Genomic DNA, 20,572 nt, shown 5'->3' on the forward strand with positions numbered 1-20,572 from the left:
TATATATGCGTAAAGCGTATCATCTATCAACTTCGTCATCCTTCGGCATTTTCCCTCTTATTCTCACAAAATATCTCTAAAACATACACTCATAAAAAAAAGCAATAACATCCTGTTTAGAAATGTTATTGCTTACATAGCATTGCTACCTCATACATGGAGTAACTTCGGAAATTATATTTCATTTGTAGTTCTCGATAATAACGTAAAAGCTCCTCAAGCATAGCTAAATTTTTTTCAGTATGCTTGCCAAAATTATGAGGATGCCACCATAAATGATAAAAAGCACCTACCTTCGCAGCGGCAAGCATTCCTTCTTTGATTCGTTTTATCTTAAGACCTTCCAATACGCTTAGGCGCTTACAGTATGGTCTTAAAAATGCGCTGGAACGTACATTGACGAAAACATCGTCCTTCATCTCTTCCAGTCGTATCAAATGATTGCCGGTTATATTAACATAGCTATCTAACCATTTCATCGCACCTAAGAGCCTACTTTTTTTTGTGAACTTTTTAGGGCTATATAAGGCGTGTGCTTCATTGCCTCTATAGCATATAAGCCCCGCCTCCATACATGCCTTAAAATAGCTGGCATTGACCTGATTGCGAGGAAAAACAATCGACTTCATGGGTACAATGTAATCTTCGCTTATCACTGTTGTTGCCTGTAAATCTGCACGAAAATCAGCTTCTGTTTGACCATTCTCCAGACAATAATAATGTGAAAAGGTATGGGTACCAATCTCCTGATGTGGTGTCTGCATTATTTCTGCAATTAAAGATTTACCAAAATGTAAGGGATCATCTTGCTCATTTTCACCTACACTCGCAAGCTGCAAATACGCTGCATAGCGTTTTTGTTCATATTTCACTGGGATTCCTCGTAAATAATGTGCCATTTCATTTTTCGTTTCTGCAAACAATAAACCGACCGTTGCCCATGTTGCATGAACGCCGTACTTCTCAAATAATGTCAGTATTTTAGGCAATGCATGGCGTACTCCATATAAATTTTCATCATATTGTCCATGTCTAAACACATCATGAACGCCCCAGTTCAGCTCAAAATCCAAGGAAATAATGAAACCGCCACGATTTACCTCGATTGCTGTTTCCTCCATTTTTGCACACCCAGTAACAGAGCACTTATTTTCGATTGTGCAATGAAACCCGAATAAACATCGACAACTTGTCCACCAAAGCTGAGCTTAAATTTTCGAATGGTTGCTACATTCGTCAACTCGCCCATATCGTATAGCAAACAACCTTGTTGCTTTAAATGCAATAAATTATGCCATAGCAAGAAGCGGTTAGCATAACGAATTGGTCGCTTTAAATCAGCTGGCATTAAAAGAGGGTGACAGGTCGCCACATAATAAGACATAGCTTTTTTAGCATGGACAATATCAAGTCTATAGCATAGTGTTTGTCCACAAATGCTACGAACCTCTGACAAGAACAAAGCTCCTCTGTTATTTAACAGCGAAATAGACTCCATTTGGACTTTATTAATTTGCTCAATTTTTTTCCTTTTCGCAAAATCATTATAAAACCGTTGAAATGCACGTAAATTCTCTTGTGACGGTTCTTCATATAAAAATATTTGATAAGCTTCCCGCTGTGCACGACGAAGCATTTTTTGATTGTTCTTCGACAACGCTGTATACATTGTCCGCTCATGGTCCGTTAGTTGAATATGAACTGTTTCACTTTTGGCAAGTTTGCGACTTGGTACAAGTGAATGTGTATGACAAACAAGCTTCATCGGCTTTCTAATATTTGCTGGCTTCTCTGCAAAATAAATATGCTGCATTGCGATATTCCATCGCTTACTTCTAATGGACAGAATGAACATCGCCCCCACTCTCTGTGTATTTTTCTACTTGTTTGCGCTCATAGCGACCGCATTTGAAATGTTTTATTCGAGAAATACGTTTATAACCTAGTTGCTGTAATCGTTTACGCTTACGCCATTGCCAAACGCTTGCAGTGACCCAAAGTGTATGTGCTGGTTTTATTTTTTGAAAGAAGTCTGTAATAATATCGATATTTTTATAGACATCATATGTTAGAAAATAGGTCTGCTTAGGCAAAGATTCAACGATTTGCAATGCGTCAATACGCCAGTTATCCGTATGCAACGCGAAAGCAGGTTTAGTCGTTTCTGCAAAGGAATCTTTGTAGATTGTATATCCCTGATAGAACAAGGAAATAAGTGCTTCCTGATTGAGATGCATAGCCTCTTGAATCGACATTTCTTCAAACAACAGTCCAACTGGACGAAGAGGTGTAACACTATCAGTAGGCGGTAATTCGAAAACATCCACTTGCTTAAAACGAATAAACTTTTCTACGAATCGTTGTCCATATTCTAGCCAATCTTTCCCTTTTCCATACTTTACTAAATAACGTAATTGTCCAAGGGTATTACGTTTCCACTCCACTACCCGATGACTACTTTTTAACGTTTCCTTTAGACGTTCCTTGAAAGCAAAACGACTTTTTACAAACTTTGCACGCTTCGTATCGCTACTGATAATCATGCGTCTTGTAAAATCTATCCCAGAGCGCCAATCAAACTTATAGGGCTCATAGCCAATGCTCATATCAAACTTGCTATAGCCTTCATTAAAGGAGCGCTTTATCAAATAGTGATACAAAATACGACCGGCCCCAAATGAATTAAAGTTAGGCTCATGGCCAAGTACATAAGACACATATCGTCCTCGACAGCTAAAACCATATGTGAAGGCAATCCACTGATCTTCAAATACCAGAGCCTCTATATCTACTTTCAATGCATCATCATGAAGAAGCGTTAGGTGCTCAAAAAACTCTCTCTTCTTACCCTTCGTGAAACTGCTCGTATCCATTTTTTTCGCCCAACGTCTATCAAATAATCTGAACATCTGCCAAAGCTCGTTGTGGTTAGGAGTTTTGCTACTTAAGGTGCCTAGATTTTTTAGCTTTCTTTCTCGTCTATCTACCCCATGCATTTTGCGACGGTTATTAAAATAACTTAAAAAATCTATTTCCGGAAAGGCAAGATACGGTGTTATTACTCGAAAAATACTTGGCCGCATTTGCCTTTCAACGAAATATTGTTCAATTACTTTCGAAGATTGACTACTCTCCAACAGACCATGGAACGAGAAGATTACATGGCGATGCTTTTTGATTAATTCATCAAATACAAAAGTTGATGCCGATAATAACCATTTTTCAAGCGCTATAATCCCTGAATAATTCGCAATATTTTCACCTGCAAAAGCGTAAATCCTTACCCCCCATTGCATTCTCACTGTGAATGGAAAAAAGGCGATGATGTTCTCTCCCTCTTTAACAGCGTATAACTCTACTCGCTCTTTTCTTCCAATTATTTTCCACCAATTATAAAACCAAGCATATTCAATAAACGGATTATCATTGTTTTCACGAGCTAAAATCTGATCCCAGATGTCTTTATATAATGTAAGTTCATCATCAGTTCTAATACGTATTAATTGCAATGTTAATCACCTTTCTTCGATAACTTTGAGACGGCCTGTTCATAAACCTCTACTGTTTTCTGGTACATCGGTGAGAATGTAAAATTTCTTAAAAAGCAACGTTCACTTGCATCTCCCATTTTTTGACGTAGTGTTTCATCTGTTAATAATTGTCTCAGTCTTTGTTTGAGCAGTTCTTTATCACCACGGTCAATTAAAAAACCGTTGTCGGTATCAGTGACTAACTCACTTACGCCTCCTACATTCGTTGCGATAATCGGAAGGCCCGCTCGCATAGCCTCGATAATTGCAATCGGTAACCCTTCCCAGTCCGATAACAACGCAAATATCTGACCCTTTGCGAGCAGTTCCGTGACCTCTGTTTGATTACCTAAAAACGTCACACGGTGTGCGAATCCTTTATCAGTCACATATTTCTCAAGAGCCGGGCGTAGTGAACCATCACCAATAAACTGAATTCGCCATGGCACTTCAGGTAGTTCTATCAATGCTTCCAATAATGTATCTTGTCTTTTTGGTATTTCAAAGCGAGCAACCATCATAATCAGTGGACATTCTAGACTGTTCTTACTAAGTGTAGCCGGGTCAGCTAATTGTGTAATACCATTATGGATAGTCATTAATTTATGTGCAGGGGCAATGCCTTTTGTCAGTGCAAGCTGACGGTCAAACTCAGATACTGTTATTATTTTCGTTGTAAACGGCTGCACTGCTTTTTCTAACTGACGATACATAAGTTTCTTCTTAGGTGGAACCCCGTCTGTGAAGCTCCAGCTATGAGCAGTAAAAACAGTAGGGATACCTAAAAATCTGCCGATTAGGCGCCCGATTGCACCTGCCTTAGAGGAATGTGCAGCTATTACATCTGGTTTTATTATTTTTAAAGTGGACCTCAGCAGCCAAAGCGCCTGTATATCTTTCGATAAATGAATGGCTCTCTGCATGGCTGGTATACTGATGACAGCAATGTTTTCATCTTGTAACCGCCAAAGGGATGGATCATAGGAGCCCGTGACAATCGTTACCTCATAAGCATCTTGTTTTAATTTGATGGCAAGTGCCTCTACATGCTTTTGTGCGCCACCTACTTCATCCATTCGCGTAATCAGTTGCACAATTTTCAGTATCCAACGCCTCCCTACGTTATTTAGTAAGCACCTGTTCTTGCTAATACTACAAATAGGGTTTTGACAACAATCTTTAAATCCAGCCAAAAGCTATAGTTATCTACATACTGAATGTCATATGAAATTTTTTGCCCATGTGAAATAGTTGATCGGCCGTTAATTTGAGCAAGCCCCGTTAACCCCGGCTTTACTTCTAAGCGTCGTGACTGCAATGTGTTATAGGCATTTGTAATTGTTGGAACTTCCGGCCGCGGTCCGACAATACTCATGTCTCCCTTTAATACGTTTATGAGCTGAGGAATTTCATCAATGCTTAACTTGCGAAGAATAGCCCCTACTTTTGTAATACGCGCATCTTGGTCAGTTTTGTAATAATAATCATCAGGTATGCCTTCCGCACACATAGCAGGCATATTCATAGGGATTGCCTGAATGTTCATCGTTCTTAACTTCCAAATGATAAACCGTTGATGATCAGAGCCTGTTCGAATTTGTTTAAAGAAAATGGGGCGACCTGTAGTCATTAATAATAGGAGGAATATTGCTAACATAAGAGGAATTGTTATGAAAAGTAAGAGAAATGCCCCTACAATATCAAATATTCGCTTGCCATACTGACCGTAAAATGTGTTAGTCTCAGTTGCCTGCACGTGCAATACATCATCCTTTGCATTTTTTTAGCACTTAACTTTATATATTCATTTCCCACACTTATAGAACTATTTCAGGCAAAGCTACTACACAGTTTATATAACAAAAAAGGAGTTACTTCAGATACATTTCTGAAATAACTCCTCAAAAGTTTGAAGATAAAAGTGACTCATTGTTTTAGTTAGTAATTTTTTCCATTTATCCTTGTTCAATTTGAATTTGGCATTCAATTCGAACATTTCCTTGTAACGCTTTACTAATCATACATGTTTTTTCTGCCTTCTCAGCTATTCGATGAATGCGTCTCTGCTCACGATCAGTTAAATCTTTGACAACAATAGTTGGCTTATGGACAATGCGCTCGTATGTAAAAACACCATTTGTGACATCTACAAACCCTTGTGCTTGCATCGACAAATCCAACACGGGTACTTTCGAATTTTCTAATAGCGTTGCCAGTGTTATTAAATAACAGGTAGCCGCTGCACCAAGTAACATTTCATCTGGATTTGTGCCAATTCCTGGCCCATTCATTTCCTGTGGAATAGAAATTTTAGTGTTCAATTTGCTTGCTATTAAATTCCCTGCACCATCTCTTCCCTCTGACCACGTCAAATTCATATTAAACTTATGTTGAACCACTTAAATCTCCCCTTTTCAATATCGTTAGTGATTGTTTATAATTGTTTAAAACTAACTAGAATGGTGTGCTGTCATTGAAAATATTCAAAGTATTTATAACAATATTACTTGCTATACTTGTATCTTTTACAGGTTGGGTTCATTTTTCTCCTCGACCTACTACTTGGCTTGTTCATAATTTATTCAAAAATGGCATGGCCGTAAAGCCACCTAATTATAATGAAATAGAAGAAACTGTTTCAACCATTAAAGACCTTATTTATCCCTCTAACCACAAAGATAACCTGTTAGATATGCATTTCCCAAAGGATGTAAAAGATAAAATACCTGTTATTTTTTGGATACACGGTGGCGCCTACGTTGGCGGCGATAAAAAAGATGTTACGGAATATGCCATTCAAATTGCCAGTCATGGCTTTGCTGTCGTGAACATCAACTATGAACTTGCTCCTAGCGCCACATATCCAGGACCTATTATTCAATTAACAGATGCCTATCAGTATATTACTGAAATTGCCGCCGACTACCCGTTCGACTTAGACCAAATATTTTTTGCTGGCGATTCTGCCGGCGCACAAATTGCCAGCCAATTTGTCAATATTCAAGTCGATTCCCAGTATGCAAAACTTCTTAAACAAATTGCTGTTGTTCCTGCTCACTCCATTCAAGGGACTTTACTATTTTGTGGTCCATATGACTTCTCCAATATTACAGAAAAGAGTAATAATCCTGTTATCAATTATTTATTCACTCGAATAGCATGGAGTTATATCGGCGAAAAAAAATGGCAAGAACACGAGCAACTTCCATATGCCAATATGTTAGAATATGTTTCGCCAAATTTCCCAGCAACCTTTATAACTGATGGTACAGAAATGACCTTCACAGAAGATGGCATGACAATGGCAGATAAGCTTGAGTCACTCAATATTCCTGTTGTCCGTCAATTTTTTGAAGATGGATCTGAACTTCCACATGAATATCAATTTATGATGAATCGCCCTGAAGCTATAGAGACGTTTGAAAAAGTCATTGCCTTCTTACAAACAAGGAGTCATAAATAAGGGGCTTAAGGAATGTAGTTTCAGTGGAGACCTGAGCCGATACTAGCTGGGAATCGAGCGGTGTCCAATAATCTGTAAGAATAAGTCCATATTAAAATGCCCGCTCTCGCAACAACCAAGAGAGTCGGGCATTCTTTTAATCTGTTAAAGCAAAGTCTTTCGTTGCTTCTCCATGTCGGCTTTTTTTCGTCGCGGTTTGATATTCTGCTAAACGTGCCGTTGTACGCCAGTAGTGATAGACAAGGCGATCAATCCACAGTAATGCTTCTACTTTTGAAACCGCCGTCTCTAACTCTACCATGTTGCCAACAGAGTTCTCAAAGTAAGCATTGCGTTTATCACGACGTTCTGCGGCCATTTCAGCTGAAGTTTCCTGTAAAAGCATTGAAATTTCAGGTAGACGGCTATCCTCATCAATGATCATCAGCACTTCCTCCAGCACTGTCAGCCATTTTTTCGTTAACATTGGCTGTAATTGGAGTGAATTTGGATGTTGTTCACGAAGTGCCTTTGCCAAACGATACAAATGATCCAATGCATGTAACAGTGAAATATGCTTATAGCGATCTTTCTTAGATGTTGATTGTATAGAATCCATGAACAATCGTGTTTTTTCAATTGCTTCATCAATTTGATTTAGCTTACTGTCAGCTTCCGTCGTTCTCTTTTGACTTCGAATAAGCATAATAATAACTGTTGTTAACTCCTTCGTAATGTCCTGTAGCGTATTAAATGAAACCTCTACAGCAACTCCAGGCACCTTTGCTACGCTATCATCAAGATTGCGCGTTAAGAAGCTACCTTTTTCTGGAATTATTTTCTCAATCATTCGTGCAAATGGACGTGCAAAAGGCACAAAAATAATTGCACCTACCACACTAAATAATGTGTGAAATACTGCAATACCAAGTGTTTCATCGAAGCCATCATGAATGGTAGTTGTCACATATTCAGTTAGTTTAAACATGAACGTTGCACCGAACGTTACAATGATTGCAGTCGCTACGTTAAATAGCACATGCGTCATTGCGGTGCGCTTGGCAGCCGTTGAAGCACCAATCGCCGCAAAAAGTGCCGTTGCAGTCGTACCAATATTTTGGCCGATGACTAAATATGCCGCTTGTTCAAAGTCAATAGCCCCTGCGTATAATGCTGTCAGTGTAGCGGCTATTGCTGCACTTGATGCCTGCATAATGACTGTCATGATAAGCCCCAACACAATCAAAATAACTTTGCCTCCCATTGTATCCGCCTGAAACGAATCAAATGGAATCATGTCCTGAACTGAGGCCATGCCGCCTTGGAGTACATCAATGCCTAAAAATAATAAGCCAAAGCCTGTAAAAAGACCACCCGCTGCTTTAAAGTCGCGAGGTGCTAATAATTGCACAAATACACCAAGTGCGATGAAAGGCAATGACATTGTCTGCATATTAATCTTAAAACCAATGAGCGAAATAATCCATCCTGTACTTGTACTACCAATATTGGCACCAATAATGACACCAATGGATTGCACAAATGTTAATAGTCCCGCACTAACAAAGCCGATTGTAATCAACGTAGTAGCTGTAGAAGATTGCACTAGCATTGTCATCAATGTACCTGATAGCACCGAACTTATAGTGCCTCCTGTAAACCGGTTCAACCATTTTTTCAAAGCATCCCCAGCAAGCTCTTTTAAGCCGTTAGTTAGCATCGTCATACCGAGTAAGAATAAACCAATGCCCCCTAATACATTAATCAAACTATAAACACTCCTTATGAAAAATTTTACAAATGATATATAAAATTCGATAACTATTTACAAAAACCAATAATACTTAATATTACCATCTTTATATTTTATAGGATAGTTATGTTTGTAGTGCTTTTATGAAAAACAGTTGACCTTAATTTATGGTAAAATAGAGAAAATATTTTTTTAGGAGATTTAATGATGATTTTAACTAAGCAACAAGCATTACAAGCACTCAATAAAAATAAATTTATCGGTTTTACTATTACAACTGGCAATATAATTATGAAAAAAACCAATAAAACCGATTATAATATTTTTGTTTATGAAGAAAACAATGAAAAACCTATGCATTATGTGGGCTCAATTATGAATGTAATGTCCACAATGAGTGACAAAGCTTCGAAAAAAGATTTTATCATTGTAGAAGATTTACCATCGGAAAGTACTACTGAGGGTACTTCTGAAGTCGAAGAAACTGATGAAAAAACAGCAGAACTACATGAGGAAAAACGGGCTCTATCTGGCTTTGAAGGTTTATATGAAATTACTGAGAGCGGTCGTATTTTTACCGTTCGTGAAAATCGCCCTTTAGCAAGATGTAACGATGAGTATGGTTTCCATATTGTTCGCTTAACCAAAGATGGAGTAGCATCTAATCATAATGTATTTGAATTATGGAAACAGGCCTATCCTGAACTTGAACAGACAACTTTCAAAGGTGCATTAAAAGCAAAATATGGCACTGGTTGCAAACTAACTGACAAGTCAGGTGTCCACTTCTAAACATAATGAATCCTCATGCCAAGTAAAAGGCCAGGGACTGTCGACTAATTCAAAAAATTGAGGTTGTTGACAGTCACTTTTTCTTTTAAAATAGAGGTACCTATAGGAATCCTTTGATGTCCGCCATGGCGGTCGCTTTTCACAGGCAGGATTGCTGATAAAATTTCAAAAGGTATTCGAAATGTGATCATTTCAAATACCTTTTGTCGTTTTGAAAGTGTATTTCAAGCTGTTCACGCGCATTGATTGGATATTTCGCCATCCTGTTTTCATCGTCTCGAGCAGAATAGACTATCAGTAGATACAAGTTGTAGGAACAGCACGTATGGAAACTCCATTTTTGCGGCGATACGCTGCAAAAATTAGTTGGAGTTATGCCTACGGAAAGGGAGCGCCTGGAACATGAAAACAACAGTTTTCTTACCATTTATTCAAAAAGAAAAAGACTGTAGGCATCGAGGATTTTTAGATTAGTAAGGGGAACAACACTAAGTGCCATATATGATCAAGTTTTTGCCCTTTATAGTGAATGTGCTTTGCCCATTTATTGTCTTGACGAGAAATCCTTTGCCATTTAAATAAACGACTAATACGTACGCGCTCCACTTTTTCAAACCCTAGCTTCACAAGCATTTTCCGTTTGCGCCATTCATACCAATTTACAGTGGTGCATACCGCCCTTCCTTCTTGTTGCACTTGCGCTACTATTTTTGGAAATAGCTCTATGGCATGTTCTTTTATATACGTTGAATTTGGTGGTAGTAGCTGTGTAAAACCCAACGCTTCCTCACGTATGAAAGTGTCATGGCGTAAATATAAAATTTGTTGTGCGTTTTCACCATAAAGCTTATAACCTCTATAATATTGTGGGATGAGTTGTGATCGATTATCACTTTCCATTACATCCTGAATGGCTATTTCAGGTAAATCAATTGATGTTTGACATTCAGTACTCTGAAGATAGTACAAGTCAAAACTAGTTACAGCTATCATGCGATTTATTCCTTTTTTTAAGGCAATAAACCAATCTTTTAGACGGGCTTCTTTTAAAAAATATTGAAACTCCCCCAATCGATCCCGTTTCAATTTTACCAATTGATGATACCCACTTAGTTTTCTTTTCAATGTATCGCGAACTACCATCATCAACCGTAAAAGGCGCTCCCGAGTTCCTTCACTACTCATAACAAAAATTCGCGTAAAATCCAAATGTGTATACCATTCAAATTTATATGGCTCATAACCGCTTCCGAAATCATAAAATCGATAGTTCGAGCTATGTGCCTTCAACATATTTGCTTTTTCAATTAAACGACCAGGGCCAAAGATATTGAAATCAGGCTCATGGCCCATCGCCTGACAAAAATTTCGATTTCTGCAACAAAGATCGATTGTAAAGCCAATCCAATGATCTTCAAATTCGAGGTTATCTACTTCCACACAAAAAGCATTACTTTGTTGCATGGCTAAACGTTCAAAAAAAAGCCGTGTTTGTTGTTCAGTAAATCCACTTCTATCAATTTTTTTGCGCCATCTTCTTTTAAACAACTCAAACATTCCATCTAAATTTTTCGCACTAACCTCCTGAAATTTTAAATGACCAAGAGCCTTTAATCGTTTTTCACGACGATTAATGCTCTTAAAATTTTTGTGATGCTTCTGAAGAAAAGCATTTAGTTCCACTGATTTAAAATCTATATAAGGTGTCACAGTGCGGAAAACTGAATGAGGTAGTTGTCGTTCTTGCGCGTATTTTTCCAGTAGATAAGATGTTTGCTTACTTTCTAATAAGCCATGCAACACAAAAATAACCCTTTGATATTTTTGCGTGAGCTCTTTTAATAAATATTCCATTACTTGTTCCTTCCAAATACTCTCAGCAATCACTTCCATATACGTAGCAAATCCTTGTCCTAGAAAGCTAAATTGATGGATACCACCAAAGCGAGCAAAGCGGATGAAAGGGAAAAATGCTAAGCATTCACCGTTGCGCTCAACAATGTGAATTTCTACGTTTTCTTTGCTGCCGAGTGTCCTCCACCAAGTCGAAACCCATTCATACTCTATAAAAGGATTATCGTTTTTTTCACGTTCAAGTATCCCTGACCAAGTGTCCTTATACGACTCTAGCTCTTCAATCCTTGTCACGAGTCTATACACTAACACGTGTGTTTCGTCACTCCTTTTTTCCTTTCGCTGAAAATGCTTTGTTGTGTTCAAGCAAGTCATTATGAATTTTCGCACTTGCACTTAGTAGCCACTATATTCGTCGCTCCAAAACATTAGAACAATTAGCCTAAACCCGTTCATTCATATTCATAGGTATAAATCTATATCACTTTACCTTTTATAAACATATTGAAAAACCTCCCAATTCAATGATGAATGAGAAGGTTTTATAGTAAGTAAGTTTTATACCTTTAATAGAGTCGCTCGTTGTTGTTTTTTACTTGCTTTCGCCATATGCAAGGTTGCAATATAACTAAAAGTCATCCCTGGCCCAAGTGTCGCACCTGGCCCTGGATAGGTTTCGCCCATAATAGAAGCCGAGCAATTTCCAGATGCATAAAGACCTTCTATTCGTGTACCATCTGCCTTGACAACTCGTGCTTGCTCATCGACTACTAAGCCACCCTTTGTACCGATATCACCGGGGTATAGTCGCAAAGCATAGTAAGGCGCCTTGGTGAATTCAGCCAAGTTTGGATTTTTCAACGTCGGATCACCATAATAATTATCATAGGCACTATCTCCTCGATGGAAATCATCATCACAGCCAGTAAGTGCAAAGGCATTAAAACGTGCTACTGTTTCTATTAAATTGTTTGTCGGTACAGCCATTTGTTGTGCCAGTTCTTCAAGTGTATGTGCACTTTTCACAATACCTCGTTCAAACCAGCTTTTCGGGAATGCTTGCCCAGGAAATAACCCTGTAAAAATATATCGACTCTTCGCGGTTGCATCAATCAGAATCCAAGAAGGTACAGCTTCATGTGTCTCTGTATGGTGTGCTTGCATATTGTCTACAAATTCATGATAAGGGGCAGCTTCATTTAGATAGCGTTTCCCCTCATTATCAACAACCATCATATTTGGCACACCACGTTCCGCTACTAGGAAAAATGGTTGTCCATTTGGATCAATCACTGATGGTGCCCCCCACACTTTATCCATTAGATCTAGTGTTGCACCGATGCGTAAACCGGGCTCGATAATATCACCCGTTTGGCCTTCTGGCGTAGAGGTCCATTTGGCATCGGTAGGACCCGGTAAGTATTTTTCACGATATGCTTGATTATGCGAAAAACCACCAGATGACAGTATCACACCCTGTTTCGCCTCAATATGCAATTCTAGTCCTTGTCGTTCTACCAATAAACCAACCACACGATTATTTTCAACGATAAAATCTTTAAACGCTGTTGAAAGCCAGAGCTCACCATTTGCCTCTGCTAGTGACATTCTCAAACGTGCAATCAATGCTTCACCTAAGGCTACTGGCTGACTACCTGTTACTTTCGATTTCAATAACCTCGCGCCTAATTTCAATGCAGTTGTTTTACCTATCATTGTACGTCTCATCATATTGACCTTATGGAATTCACAGCTATTCATCGTGAATCCCTTAGTAGACATTGTCGATCGACGCATTGTATCTACTAAAGTACCCATCTTTTTCACATCAAATAAAAGTGGTTCTATCGAACGCCCTTGAGCAAAGCCACCAGGTTTTTCAGGATAATAATCCGAATAACCTGCCGCATACTGGAAGCGCATATGATTGGTATGATTGTATAAAAATTTTAACATTTCAGGTCCACGTGTAATGTATGCTTCTTTCAGTGGTGCCGGCACTCGTTCCCCAATAGTCGAATCTAAGTATGAACGAGCTTGTTGGTGTGTATCAGGTACGCCCGCACCTTTCATTACATGGTTATTTGGAATCCACAGTGCTCCACCAGATAATGCTGATGCACCACCATAACGATCAGTTTTTTCAATGACTAATGACTTCATTCCCTGTAGCTTTGCTGTCAGCCCTGCCGTTAATCCTGCTGCTCCCGAACCTACCACTACCACATCATAACTCGCATCCCAATTCATACACACATTCCTCACTCTCATTAGTAGTTACTAAATCCATGAATCTGTATAACTACTAAAAGTATAGAATTAAACCAATATTCAGTCAATTGAATCTACTACTATTTTTCCAAATAATAACTTATACGATTATTTGCATAGATTTTCACGTTTTAATGTTTATATTACTCTTTATATCGTTTTATGATTTACGTATAAACGTTGTATTTATTACTACGCTCTAAACGAAAAAAAGAGAGCTTTTGCGCCGCTCCCTTTTCATTAAAATTACGGTTTTAGAATTACTTTAATGCACTCGTCTTCACGATCATTAAAGATTTGATAGGCTTTGCTTGCTTCTTCGAGGGGGATCTTATGTGTAATAATTTCTGTTGGATCAAATTCACCAGCTACAATTTTGTCAAATAGCTTTGGCATGAGATGTATGACAGGCGCCTGCCCCATTTTGAGGGTGATATTACGTTCGAATAAATGCCCTAGTGGAAACTGATTATATTTAGCACCGTATACGCCTGTTATTTGAAGTGTTCCAAATTTCCGTACAGCATCCATTGCAATACGAATTGGACTTAATGTCCCTCCTTGTAGTTTCATCTTTTGACCAATCGCTTCCATTGCAGTTTTCTTGCCGTCCATTCCTACACAGTCAATCACCACATCTGCTCCACCTTTAGTAATCTCACGAATATAGAATCCTGTTTCATCATAGTCATCAAGATTAATAACTTCTACATTATTCATTTTTTTAGCATGGGCTAAACGGTATTTCACATGATCGACAGCAATTACACGACTAGCTCCCTTCATCCATGCAAATTTTTGCGTCATTAAGCCGATAGGTCCACAGCCTAACACGATGACTGTATCCCCTTTTTTCACGCCTGCATTTTCCACGCTCCAATAAGCAGTAGGCAGCACGTCCGATAAAAACAGCAATGCCTCGTCCTCTAAATCACACGATTCAGGAATAACAAATGGCATAAAATTCCCGTATGGTACATGAAGAAACTCTGCTTGTCCTCCTGGATAATTACCATAACGTTCTGTAAAACCAAAATAGCCACCTGAATCTACTTCTAGATCGGGGTTCGAATTATCACATTGACTTTCCATATCGTGGTTACAGTAATAGCAATCCCCACACGATACATTGAAAGGTAATATAATACGATCTCCTTTTTTAACCTTTGTTACTTCTGGACCTACTTCTTCTACAATTCCCATTGGTTCATGTCCAATTACATAATCCTTATTGGCCGGAATAGCCCCTTGATAGATATGCAAATCCGAACCACAGATTGCTGTGGATGTAATTCGCACAATAATGTCATCTTTCTTTTTTAACACAGGATCATCTACATTTTTTACTGCAATATCTTTAATGCCCTGAAAGGTTACTGCTTTCATCTAAACATCTCCCTCATCACTTTTTAACACCATCATAAATATTTTTTATTACGTATATTTAAGCGTATTGTTCAACATTATCTCCGTGTATAAGTCGTTGTATTCAGCAATCATTCAGACACCTCCAATTATTCAAGTTATCTACTTTCTACCCTTTATCAATTCCTTTCTAAACGGTTAGATAGTCAATTTTCAACTACAGACATATCGTACTGAGGGTTATTTTATTTTTAGACACTGCAGGAACTATCATATAAAGTTCTAGTTTGCATATATTTGGTAAAACAGCTTAAAGATTATGATGGGTGGAGGAATACTGTAGTTGAGTGCAATGATACTTGGTGGTTTTCTCTTTTTCAGTGTCAGTATAGGCGGGGCTATTGCTTGGATTTTTTCAAAGCTATTTCAACATACGACTGAAGGTTTATCACTATTATGTGGTGGATTTTTAGTAGGCTTGCTCGTGTTAGATATTATTCCAACTTCTGTTCACATGTACAAGTCTTTTGGCATAATTCTAGGCATAATCATCGGCTATCTCATGTTTAAAGTTCTTAGTAGTTTATTTCACCCTGCTCATTCACAAAATCCCTCCGTATATTTACTTGCATTCGCTATGATCATCCATACAATTCCAATCAGTCTTACAGTAGGTAATTTACTAGGGAATTCGGCACTTGGCATTACCATTACAGCCTCAATCATTCTCCATCACCTTCCAGAGGGTTTTGCTGTTAGTACGGCACTTCTTTCTCAAGGTGAAAAACTATGGAGACTGTTACTCTATTTTTTAGGTTTTTCAATATTCTTTAGTATTTTTATTTGGATTGGTCAATACACAAATTTGACCATCAAGATGCAAGGTATACTAATGGGGGTCTCCATCGGCTTGATTGCTACAACTAGTATATCTGAATTTATCTTGCACCATATTCGCTCCGTATCGATAAGGGTATTTTTGACCTATCTATTATTAGGCTATTTTTTGAGTTATGCATTCCATTTAATGGTGTAAACGTGAGTAACTAATAATTACAAATCGATGACGTCAATAAAAAATCCAACAATGTCAAACATGACTCTGTTGGATTTTTTGCTCCGGAAGGTTCTATTCACATACTAATACTTGTCTCTCAAAAGTACCTTTCTTGACGACACAACGATCAATAATTTCAAACCCTGCCTCATTTACCATATTATCTATTGTTTCGATGGTCACTAGTACGACTCTTTTAGCAATCCGACGTGCTGATTTAATAATCGTAAACTGTGAATCCACTGAAATATGAGTAAATAAATTGTAAGGCAAATCAATAATCGCTACATCATAGCTTCCCGTTATTTGTGCGATATCGCCCATTAATACCTCTCCCTGTAAACCAAAGTGAGCAATATTAGTGCGTGAGCCCTTAGCGACAAGTGGATTAATGTCACGTCCAACGATATCCATATTCATCGAAAGTGCTTCAACTAAAACTGTACCGATGCCACAGCACGGATCAATTGCTCGTATACCTAAGGGATTCGGAATGGCAATATTCGCGACTGCTCGTGCTACACGTGTGCTAAGAGCTGTCGAATACATTTCAGGCTTTTGCTGATGCTTAAGCCAAATTGCCTCCCCCTCCACATAATTTCCAAAATACCAACGATTGTTATGCCAAACAAGACCAAAGACAATATCAGGCTTAACCAAATCTGCTTCTGCCTGTATACATAAACCAATCTCTCGCTCTACCTGATGACGTTCATGCTGCTGAATTTTTTGAATATCCCCAAGGTCAAATTTATTTAAACAGACTACTTTAAATGTACCGGCGCCTAATACAAGTTGCTGTGCAAACAGCGCAATATCCTTAACCTTTTCTGCTTCGTATAACACATCTAAACGACTTCGAATGAATGGACTTCTACTTGGCTCAATTTTTTTGGATGCTAGTAGTATATTCGATGCTACATCAAAGCCAAACATTGCACGCATTTCTAAATGACAGAGCTCCTGCTCATTCGTTTGCCACGCATACGTATAAAGATAAGAAGTAATTGTTTGCGTGTTCATAGTGTCTCCTCAAGTTCCACAAGCAGCTCAAAAACAAAGCGATATAACAGTACGAATACTTCACCAAACGATTGTTGCTCACTAAATCCTTCAAGAGCATTCAACGCAAGATTCACTTCCCAAAGTCCATCCTGCCCAGAAAATGCCATACTATACGTTATATTCTCATGTTGTAAATGTGTTGTTAAATAGGTATGTAAAAACTCACCTTGTTTCTTTTGCAATCGCAGCCCAAATAGCACACTATAGACAGCAAATGCCTCATCATATTCCAGCGCAAAGGAATCCACCCGAATGACTTCAAAACGATCAGATTCCACATACATAAATTCATGAGCATGTTCCTGTAAATATTGTACAGGCATTGCCAAGAACGTCTCTGTTTCTTCAGCTAACAACTCTTCATTTAACTTGTCACATCGTTCAATGACATTAAAATGTAAAGAAGTTTTATGTTGTATTGCTCCTTCATGTAGCAATGCATGTTTTTCTACATACGCCTTTTCCACATCTAATAGCGCAAGGTTTACTTGCCCATTCAATAATAATTCCATTTGTTTTTTTAACAATTCGTCAGCTCCAATCAATTACGCCAAAGGTATTTATCTTCATTCAGGCCAAATTACGTTTCACCATCTTTTAAGGTGTAAATTTTTCATATTGGTAGCTACACAGTCAGCACCTTTAAAATTTGCTGATATAAAGATAAATTCATCGTAACCACCAGTATAACTTAGTTTGCATGACAATATGACAAATATCCGGCATTACGATTAGCTAACATTCTTTTTAACTTTCCTTTCAAGTAGTAAAAGAGATTTCCTTAATAAAAATGTTGCAGACAGTTTATATTCTTGTAAGTAACCCTAGATAACAAAAAAAGGTGATAGGATGGCGTAGTATCCCCCCATCACATCACCTTACTTGTTTAAACGAGCTTGAAAATCTAGCCTTGCTATTTACTCTTCGTTAATCGTCATCAACGTCAACGATAATATTTTAGAAAACTGCGCACGTGTCAGGTTGCCTTTAGGATTAAATTTACCATTCGCACCATCAATAATTCCTAATTGCTGTAATAATCCGATCGATTCAACTGTTTCCATACGCATTTGATCCTTATCAGTAAATGTATTAGTTTTGCTAGCTTTCGCTACATCAAAGTCCATTCCTTCCAAGTAGCTTGCCGTTACATAGGCCATTTCCTCACGTGTAGCTGGTTTATTTGGCTCAAAATTATTGCCATCAAAAATATCGATTAAGCCATACTCTTGTAAAATTGCTACTTCTTTCGCACCCCAAAAATCCTGCATATCTTGATATGTTGCAGGTCCTTCATAATCTTCATTTACGTCTAGGCCAGATGCACGGAAAATCATAGCTGCTAATTGACCGCGCGTTACTTGTCCATTTGGATTGAATGTTGTATCAGTAGTGCCGCTCACAATCCCCGCTTGATAAAGTAATTGGATATAACTTTCAGCCCAATGTCCCAATGTATCTGTGAAATATCCACCTGGCTTTAACTCAAAATCTGCACGATTAAAGACCATAATTAAATCATTTATATCTTCTCCGCTTACAGCTTCCCATTTTCCTGCTGTGTAAATTTCAGCTTTAAAGGAATTCCCCGATTGCGTAAGCTTCATTTGAATGGAATCGCCAAAAATTTTCTTATATTCTTCAAAGTTCTCTTTAAATGCCTTTTCTCCCTCTGGATATAGGTTTGTCCCATCCTCATAACTTTTCATCATTGCTACTAATGACAATTTTACAGTAATACTATTACTAGTGGATACGAGTGTCAGTTGATCATCTGAGAATAGTTTAGAAAGTAAAAACATTTTATAGATGTCTTGATAGGACATCGATTGTACCTGGCTAGTGTTTGTTGATGCCACGAACAGTTGTTTATTCACAATGCTTGAAACGTCTACATGCTCCTGTGCTTGTGCTTGCAGTCCGAATCCTCCTGTTAAACATGCAATACTAAGTGCTCCTGCTAACATCGTTTTTTTCATTTTTCTTGCCCCTCTCTTTTCATAATTTTAGTGTACTAAAACAACAGTTAGAAAATCTATAAAAATATGTAAGTACTGCAAAAATATCTAAAAGACCTATTTTTTCACTTCCAAATTATTCATCTGCGTTAGCGGAAGCTATTTATAAAGCACTATGTTCAACTAGGTAAGTAAACGCAAGAAAAAAAAACGATATTTAATAGCTTTCCCTTTTTTGTCTATAGCTGTACCATGTCTAAGGAATCCAGCTACTGAGCATATAAGCCCTGATTGTACATTTAATGATGAAGTCATCAAGTACTCTATCAATACTTTGTAGTCTTGAACATTCCCGAACCCAAGGTATTTTTGGCACTAGTAAGCACATACTTGAAAAGTGTATTTTAAGTGGCTCGGCCGCATGTTTTTATATCATTATAATAATAAAGGCTTTCATTTGATTTTTATTTGAGAGAAGCAGTAGTATGGAGTTGTATTAAGGAAATTATTGCACACACAAACTATTATACTAATGTAACAATATCAGAGGAGGATTTAAGATGAATTATCAAAATATTACGGTTGCAGGAAGTGGCGTTCTAGGAAGTCAAATTGCCTATCAATCAGCTTTTAAAGGGTTTAATGTGACTGTTTATGATATAAATGATGATGCGTTAAAAAATGCACAAGACCGTATTTCAACTTTAAAACCATTGTATCAACAAGATTTAGGCGCGACACAAGAAGAAGTAGATGCTGCCTATGCTCGTCTGACTTTTAATAGCAACTTAGCAGAAGCTGTTGCGGATGCCGATCTTGTGATCGAAGCAATTCCTGAAGTCGTAAAAATCAAAACAGAATTTTACACAAATCTTGGCAAAGTAGCACCACAAAAAACTATTTTTGCAACGAACTCATCAACATTATTGCCAAGTCAATTTGCAGATGCAACTGGACGACCTGAAAAGTTTTTAGCGCTCCATTTCGCCAATACAATTTGGAAAAACAACACAGCTGAAATCATGAAGCACCCAGGTACAGATATGAACGTATTTGATGAAGTTGTAGCCTTCGCTAGAGCAATCGGCATGGTGCCACTACCATTATATAAAGAACAACCAGGCTATATTTTAAATTCATTACTAGTACCTTTCCTAGATGCAGCTGAAATGCTATTAGTAAAAGAAGTAGCTGACCCAGAAACAATCGACAAAACTTGGATGATTGGTACTGGTGCGCCACTTGGCCCATTCGCTATTTTAGACCTTGTAGGCATTAACACGGCATTTAATATTGTCCAAGCTAAAGCTGCCGCTACTGGCGATGACAACATGAACAAATTAGCCAACCTCTTAAAAACAGAGTATATCGACAAAGGAAAATTAGGACGAGCAACGGGCGAAGGCTTCTACAAATATCCGAACCCAAACTTTGCAAAACCTGATTTCCTGAAAGGCTAATCGCGTTAGGCACCAATAAGCGTTA

17 protein-coding genes are annotated in these 20,572 nt (G+C 38.0%); 4 read left to right on the forward strand and 13 right to left on the reverse strand.

The annotated features are described in order from the left end of the window. Positions 1 to 125 precede the first annotated feature (125 nt). From C9J31_RS18905 to C9J31_RS18930, 6 genes are all read right to left on the reverse strand, one after another. Positions 126 to 1,121, reverse strand: a complete 996-nt coding sequence (locus tag C9J31_RS18905) for a polysaccharide deacetylase family protein (RefSeq protein WP_107949223.1) — start codon at positions 1,119 to 1,121, stop codon at positions 126 to 128. Continuing rightward, the gene (locus C9J31_RS18910) at positions 1,097 to 1,855 is read right to left on the reverse strand and encodes a hypothetical protein (protein WP_244854832.1); all 759 of its coding nucleotides are present in this window, start codon (positions 1,853 to 1,855) and stop codon (positions 1,097 to 1,099) included. The genes C9J31_RS18905 and C9J31_RS18910 overlap by 25 nt, the downstream gene beginning before the upstream one ends. Beyond that, on the reverse strand, positions 1,836 to 3,509 hold the full coding sequence (locus tag C9J31_RS18915; RefSeq protein ID WP_107949224.1) for a GNAT family N-acetyltransferase: 1,674 nt from the start codon (positions 3,507 to 3,509) through the stop codon (positions 1,836 to 1,838). The genes C9J31_RS18910 and C9J31_RS18915 overlap by 20 nt, the downstream gene beginning before the upstream one ends. A 2-nt stretch (positions 3,510 to 3,511) precedes the next feature. Continuing rightward, positions 3,512 to 4,624 carry a glycosyltransferase family 4 protein gene (locus C9J31_RS18920; protein ID WP_238602044.1) on the reverse strand — a complete coding sequence of 371 codons (1,113 nt, stop codon included), beginning with the start codon at positions 4,622 to 4,624 and terminating at the stop codon, positions 3,512 to 3,514. Between the two features lie 32 nt (positions 4,625 to 4,656). Next, positions 4,657 to 5,286 (reverse strand): sugar transferase, encoded by a 630-nt coding sequence (locus tag C9J31_RS18925; protein ID WP_238602043.1) that lies wholly within the window; start codon positions 5,284 to 5,286, stop codon positions 4,657 to 4,659. Between the two features lie 199 nt (positions 5,287 to 5,485). Continuing rightward, positions 5,486 to 5,929, reverse strand: a complete 444-nt coding sequence (locus C9J31_RS18930; protein WP_107924187.1) for an SACOL1771 family peroxiredoxin — start codon at positions 5,927 to 5,929, stop codon at positions 5,486 to 5,488. 74 nt (positions 5,930 to 6,003) lie between these two features. On the opposite strand from C9J31_RS18930, the gene C9J31_RS18935 reads away from it, so the two are divergent. Beyond that, positions 6,004 to 6,993, forward strand: a complete 990-nt coding sequence (locus C9J31_RS18935; RefSeq protein WP_107949228.1) for an alpha/beta hydrolase — start codon at positions 6,004 to 6,006, stop codon at positions 6,991 to 6,993. Positions 6,994 to 7,129: 136 nt separating this feature from the next. On the opposite strand, the gene C9J31_RS18940 is transcribed toward C9J31_RS18935, so the two are convergent. Next, a complete protein-coding gene (locus C9J31_RS18940) occupies positions 7,130 to 8,740 on the reverse strand; it encodes a Na/Pi cotransporter family protein (protein ID WP_107949230.1) in 1,611 nt (536 codons plus the stop codon). Between the two features lie 189 nt (positions 8,741 to 8,929). Here C9J31_RS18940 and C9J31_RS18945 point away from each other — a divergent pair, with 189 nt between their 5' ends. Continuing rightward, entirely contained in the window at positions 8,930 to 9,517 is a 588-nt protein-coding gene (locus C9J31_RS18945) for an NUMOD4 domain-containing protein (RefSeq protein ID WP_235616234.1), read from the forward strand. 465 nt (positions 9,518 to 9,982) lie between these two features. Here C9J31_RS18945 and C9J31_RS18950 read toward each other — a convergent pair whose 3' ends face one another. From C9J31_RS18950 to C9J31_RS18960, 3 genes are all read right to left on the reverse strand, one after another. Next, entirely contained in the window at positions 9,983 to 11,683 is a 1,701-nt protein-coding gene (locus C9J31_RS18950) for a GNAT family N-acetyltransferase (protein ID WP_107949232.1), read from the reverse strand. A gap of 246 nt (positions 11,684 to 11,929) precedes the next feature. Beyond that, a complete protein-coding gene (locus C9J31_RS18955; protein WP_107949234.1) occupies positions 11,930 to 13,621 on the reverse strand; it encodes an FAD-binding protein in 1,692 nt (563 codons plus the stop codon). Positions 13,622 to 13,888: 267 nt separating this feature from the next. Then, positions 13,889 to 15,028, reverse strand: a complete 1,140-nt coding sequence (locus C9J31_RS18960) for a zinc-dependent alcohol dehydrogenase (RefSeq protein ID WP_107949236.1) — start codon at positions 15,026 to 15,028, stop codon at positions 13,889 to 13,891. 331 nt (positions 15,029 to 15,359) lie between these two features. Here C9J31_RS18960 and C9J31_RS18965 point away from each other — a divergent pair, with 331 nt between their 5' ends. Continuing rightward, entirely contained in the window at positions 15,360 to 16,043 is a 684-nt protein-coding gene (locus tag C9J31_RS18965) for a ZIP family metal transporter (protein WP_235616238.1), read from the forward strand. A gap of 93 nt (positions 16,044 to 16,136) precedes the next feature. Here the strand turns inward: C9J31_RS18965 and C9J31_RS18970 are convergent, their stop codons facing one another. The 3 genes from C9J31_RS18970 to C9J31_RS18980 all read right to left on the reverse strand — a co-directional run bounded on the left by C9J31_RS18970 (position 16,137) and on the right by C9J31_RS18980 (position 19,108). Then, positions 16,137 to 17,087, reverse strand: coding sequence for a TRM11 family SAM-dependent methyltransferase (locus tag C9J31_RS18970; protein WP_107949238.1), 951 nt, complete (start codon positions 17,085 to 17,087; stop codon positions 16,137 to 16,139). Beyond that, positions 17,084 to 17,656, reverse strand: coding sequence for a branched-chain amino acid aminotransferase (locus C9J31_RS18975; RefSeq protein WP_107949239.1), 573 nt, complete (start codon positions 17,654 to 17,656; stop codon positions 17,084 to 17,086). Before C9J31_RS18975 ends, C9J31_RS18970 begins: the two co-directional genes overlap by 4 nt. Before the next feature lie 390 nt (positions 17,657 to 18,046). Next, a complete protein-coding gene (locus C9J31_RS18980) occupies positions 18,047 to 19,108 on the reverse strand; it encodes an S-layer homology domain-containing protein (protein ID WP_107949241.1) in 1,062 nt (353 codons plus the stop codon). Positions 19,109 to 19,647: 539 nt separating this feature from the next. Here C9J31_RS18980 and C9J31_RS18985 point away from each other — a divergent pair. After that, entirely contained in the window at positions 19,648 to 20,547 is a 900-nt protein-coding gene (locus tag C9J31_RS18985) for a 3-hydroxyacyl-CoA dehydrogenase (protein WP_107949243.1), read from the forward strand. Positions 20,548 to 20,572 lie beyond the last annotated feature (25 nt).

The organism is Lysinibacillus parviboronicapiens (genome assembly GCF_003049605.2).
Lineage (GTDB): Bacteria > Bacillota > Bacilli > Bacillales_A > Planococcaceae > Lysinibacillus > Lysinibacillus parviboronicapiens.